The sequence below is a fragment of the Duganella callida genome, assembly GCF_004614165.1.
Taxonomy (GTDB): Bacteria; Pseudomonadota; Gammaproteobacteria; order Burkholderiales; family Burkholderiaceae_D; genus Rugamonas; species Rugamonas callida.
This window is the reverse complement of record NZ_SPVG01000162.1, coordinates 1-4,458: the sequence shown is the minus strand read 5'-3', so window position 1 is coordinate 4,458 and position 4,458 is coordinate 1. Positions and strand designations below refer to the sequence as shown.

Sequence of the window (4,458 nt, the reverse complement as noted above, 5' to 3'; positions counted from 1 at the left end):
GACAGGCGCTGGCGTCGCGCAGTTCCCAGGCGGGATGGCCGAGCGCCGCGGCATCCCACGGCGCGCGCCGCAGCAGGGGCGTGGCGTCAGTCATCGGGCAGCTCGCGCGCGTTGGGCGTCAGGCGCCGCACGATGTACAGCGGGCGCTTCTTGGTTTCATCGAAGGCCTTGCCCAGGTAGACCCCCATGATGCCGAGGATGCCGATGATCAGGCCGCCGATGAAGTACAGCGACACGATCAGGCTGGACCAGCCGGCGATCGGCGAACGGTGGATGATGGACGCCACCAGCAGATACAGGCCGAACGCGGTGGCCACCGCCGCCATGGTCAGGCCCAGCCGCGCCGCCATGCGCAGCGGCTTGTCCGAATAGGCGATGATGGTTTCCGAGGCCAGCCGCCACAGCTTGGCGAAGGTGTAGGTCGACTTGCCCTCGGCGCGCTGGGCGTGCTGCACCTGGATGCCGGTGGTGGGAAAGCCCATCCACTGCACGTGGCCGCCGAAGAAGCGCAGCTGCTCGCGCATGCGGTTGAAGTTCTTCACCACCTGGCGCGACATGATGCGGAAATTGCCGCTGTCGCCGTCGATGTCGATGTCGGCCAGGTAGCTGAACAGGCGGTAGTACAGCCACGAGGTGGCGCGCTTGAGCAGCGGATCCTGGCGCTTGCCGCGCAGCGCCAGCACCACGTCGTAGCCTTCCTGCGCCTTGGCGTACAGGCGCGGGATTTCCTCCGGCGCGTCCTGCAGGTCGCAGTCCATCACCACCACCCAGTCGCCGCGGCACAGGTCCAGGCCGGCGGTGATGCCGTAGTGCTGGCCGAAGTTGCGCGAGAACTGCAGGCCGACCACGCGCGGGTCGGCCTGCGCCAGGCGTTCGATCACGTCCCACGAGCGGTCGCCGCCGCAGTCTTCCACCAGCACGATTTCAAACGCCGGCGTGACGGTCTGGATGGCGTCGCGCAGGCGCGTGTACAACTCGTCGAGCATCTTCTCGGCCTTGTAGACCGGGATCACGACCGAGATCAAAGGGGATGTTGCTGCTTGCATCAGTGTTTCTCCTGCGAATGCGGGGCGATGTCGGCGCCGCGCACGATGAATTGGCCCTGGCCGCTGCTGAACGCGCGCAATTCCAGCTGCTCCAGCTGGGTGGCGGTGTCCAGCCGCAGCACCACGTGCTGGCGGCCGGCCTGGGTGATGGTCTGGCGCGCGTGGGTGACCGTGGCGCCGCCGGTGACGGCATCGACGAAGCCGAACTCGCTGCCCTCCGCGCCGGTCGTTTCCACATCGAAGCCGATGTCGTAACTGCCGGGCGGCAGCGTGCGCGCCGGTCCGAACATCAGCGGACCGGCTTCGCCGGGCGCCGCCACCATGCCCGCCAGCGCCGGCTCGAAGTGGCCGGCCATGTGCGGCGTGCCGGCGTACACCGGATAGTGTTCCGGCTTGCGCAGGCGCAGATCCCATTTCGGCAGCACGCTGGCGATGTTGGCCGGATACACCAGCACGGTCAGGTTGCGGAAGCGCAGCACGCGCGGCGCGCCGGCCAGCGCCGCCATGCGCGGCTGATCCAGCGCCTTCAGTTCCTCATCCAGCAGCATGACAAAGGTTTCGCCTTGCCAGGCCTCCGGCCGGTACCAGCGGTTGGACGACAGCTTGCGCATCGGCAGCGGAATGCCGCCTTCCACCGTCACCGGCCGCACCTTGACGGCGCCGGCGCTCAGCACTGTCAGCTTGTTGGCGTTCCAGAAGGTGGCGTAGCCGTATCGCAGGCCCTGATCGCGCAGGAAATTGACCACGTCCTGGTCCGGCGTCTGCACGCTGAGGCGCCGCATCGGCAGCTGCATGGCTTCATTGTAGGGGTACAGGTAAGAGGTGGGGGCGCTGGTGGCCAGCAACGCCAGCGCCGCGAGGCCGGCGGCGCGCGGCAACGGCGCCAGCACGCGGCGGTCGACCAGCACGCCGGTCATCACCGGCACCATCAGCAGCAGCGACGGCACCAGATAGCGCACCGAGGCTTCCGGCGCCGCCATGTCGGCCAGCGAGGTGGTCAGCACGACGAACAGGTTGGCGCCCAGCGACACCGCGGTGAACAGCACCACCAGCTGGCGCGGGCCGCGGCGCGGCTCCAGCGCCTTGAGCAGGGTCCACGGCAGCACGGCCAGCAGCACCACGCCGCCCAGCAGGCGCGCGGCGGCGTAGGCGCCGGCCAGCGAGGCCACCTGGCCATCGAGACGCGGCAGGCCGTCCAGCAGTGCCAGCACGCCATGCGCGACGCCGGCCAGGTTGTGCAGCATGCCGTCGAAATCGCGCCACGCCAGCATGGTCAGGCCGGCGCTGACCATCACGTGCTGCAGGGTCAGCTTGTTGGCGAGGATGCCGGCGGCCATGCCCAGCAGCAGCGCGGCGCTGGCGCCGGCCTGGTGCCAGCGCACGCGGCGCCGTGCGCCATGCGCGGCCCGCCACTCCAGGCCCTGCTGGGCGGCGGCGGCGGCCAGCAGCGGCAGGCCGTAGGACAGCAGCGCGCGCTGCGGATTAGCCCAGAACGCCAGGATGGCCAGCGCCACGGTGGCCCCGCCCCACAGCAGGCGCGCGCGCGCGCCGCCGGCCTGGCTCAGGCGCCAGTACGCGTACAGCAGGTAGCAGGCCACGTAGTAGATGGTGCCGTAGGCGGCCTGGCCGTACACGTGTTCGGCCATGATCAGCGACATGCCGGCGCTCAGCGCCGCCATGCCGAGCAGGCGCGCCAGCCGGCTCTGTTCCAGCAGGCCGGTCACCAGCCAGCTGCCGTGCAGGATCAGGGCGGCGGTGACCAGATCGGAAATCAGCGCCGCCTTGTAGCCGTTGGCCATGAACGGCAGCAGCGGCACGATGAAGGTGTGGGTGGTCAGCACCCACAGGTCGCTGTTGACGTAATTCCAGTCGCGCGGGAAGTATTGGCCGGTCTCGACGATTTCCTGCGCCAGCAGGTTCTTGACCGCGGCGTCCGAGTGGTAGACCAGCTGGTAATCGATGGCGAGGTAGAACGCCAGCAGCAGCAGATTCACGCACAGCAGCAGCGGCAGCCAGCGTTGGATCACGGTGCCGGAGGCGGCGGGGCGTGGCAGCATAAGAGCCCTAAAAAAGAAGACAAGCCGGCAGTATACTGGACTCTTACGAAATCAACAATTTTACCGCCGGCGCCTCACGGCAGGGTGATCGGCGCGCGACGATACCAGCGCCCGCCCAGCACGCAATCGAGCAGCTGGCCGGCGCTGGCGGCCCAGTCCAGGCGCGGCATGCCGTGCGAGGCCGGCGCCGCGCCGGCAACGTGCAGCGCCAGCCAGTCCTGCAGCGCCGCGGCCAGTTGGGCGCCGTCGTCGGCGTGAAAATACCAGGCGTGCGCGCCGCCCACCTCGCGGAACACCGCCAGGTCGCGCGCGATCACCGGCAGCCCATGCTGGGCCGCCTCGATCAACGGCAAGCCGTAACCTTCGCCCTGCGACGCGGCCAGCAGCGCGCTGCTGCCGTGGTACAGCGCCAGCAGCTGGGCATCGCTGGCGCGCTCGAGCCAGTGCAGGCGCCCGTCATGCTCCGGGTGGGCGCGCAGGCGTGCGGCCAGAGCATCCACCTGCCAGCCCGGCTTGCCGACAATGACCAGATTCAGATCGACCCCCTGGGCCCAAAGCATCTCCAGCGCATCGAGCGCCTGGCCCTGCATCTTGCGCGGCTCCAGCGTGCCGACCATCAGCAGCGTCGGGCGTTGTGCCAGTTGCGGCGGCAGCGCGGCATCGGCGAGCTCGGCGGCGTCGCCGGGCTGGGCGCTGGCCAGGTCCGCGCCCAGCCCGGCACAGCCGATTTGCAGTGGCAGTGCGCGCCGCGGCGGATGCGCGTCCAGCCAGTCCAGCAGGTCGTCGGCGGTGGCGCGGGCGTTGCAGATCAGGCCATCGGCCAGCGCGGTGACGCTGTCGAGCCATTGCGCATAGGCGCCGGCCACGCCGTCGACGAACCATTCGGGATGGCGCACCGGCAGCAGATCGTAGACCATGAAGTACAGGCGCACGCCGTGCCGCTGCAGGCTGGCCAGCAGGTCGCGGCGGTGCGGCACCGACTCCAGCGCCAGGTCGACGCCGAGCAGCACGTCGCCCGGGCGCACCTGCAGCGGTTGCTCCTGGCCCGGCGCGGCTGCGATGTGGCGGCCGTCCGCCTCGGTCTCGGCATAGGCGTAGAAGCCGCCGGCGTCGTAGACCGGCCGCACTTGCCAGCCGTCCGGCGGCGTGGCCAGCAAGGCTTGCAGCACGCCGCGCGTGACGCGCTGGATGCCGGAGCGGGCGTCGCGGCGCACCAGCTCCGACAGGTCGTACAGCAGCTGCGGGCGGGCGTTAGCTTGCATGGACCTGACCCTCGGCCGGGGTGACCGGCGCCGCGGCCGCTGCTGCGTGGTTCGGTCCGGCCGCCGCCGCGTCGCTGTCAGGCATGGCCGTCC

3 protein-coding genes are annotated in these 4,458 nt (G+C 70.2%); all 3 read right to left on the bottom strand.

What is annotated here, in order from left to right; genetic code table 11:
• Positions 1-86: 86 nt before the first annotated feature.
• Entirely contained in the window at positions 87-1,046 is a 960-nt protein-coding gene (locus E4L98_RS15840) for a glycosyltransferase family 2 protein (protein WP_135202520.1), read from the bottom strand.
• Positions 1,046-3,103 carry a hypothetical protein gene (locus tag E4L98_RS15835; protein WP_135202519.1) on the bottom strand — a complete coding sequence of 686 codons (2,058 nt, stop codon included), beginning with the start codon at positions 3,101-3,103 and terminating at the stop codon, positions 1,046-1,048. Before E4L98_RS15835 ends, E4L98_RS15840 begins: the two co-directional genes overlap by 1 nt.
• Positions 3,104-3,177: 74 nt before the next feature.
• Positions 3,178-4,365 (bottom strand): glycosyltransferase family 4 protein, encoded by a 1,188-nt coding sequence (locus E4L98_RS15830; protein ID WP_135202518.1) that lies wholly within the window; start codon positions 4,363-4,365, stop codon positions 3,178-3,180.
• Between the last annotated feature and the right edge of the window lie 93 nt (positions 4,366-4,458).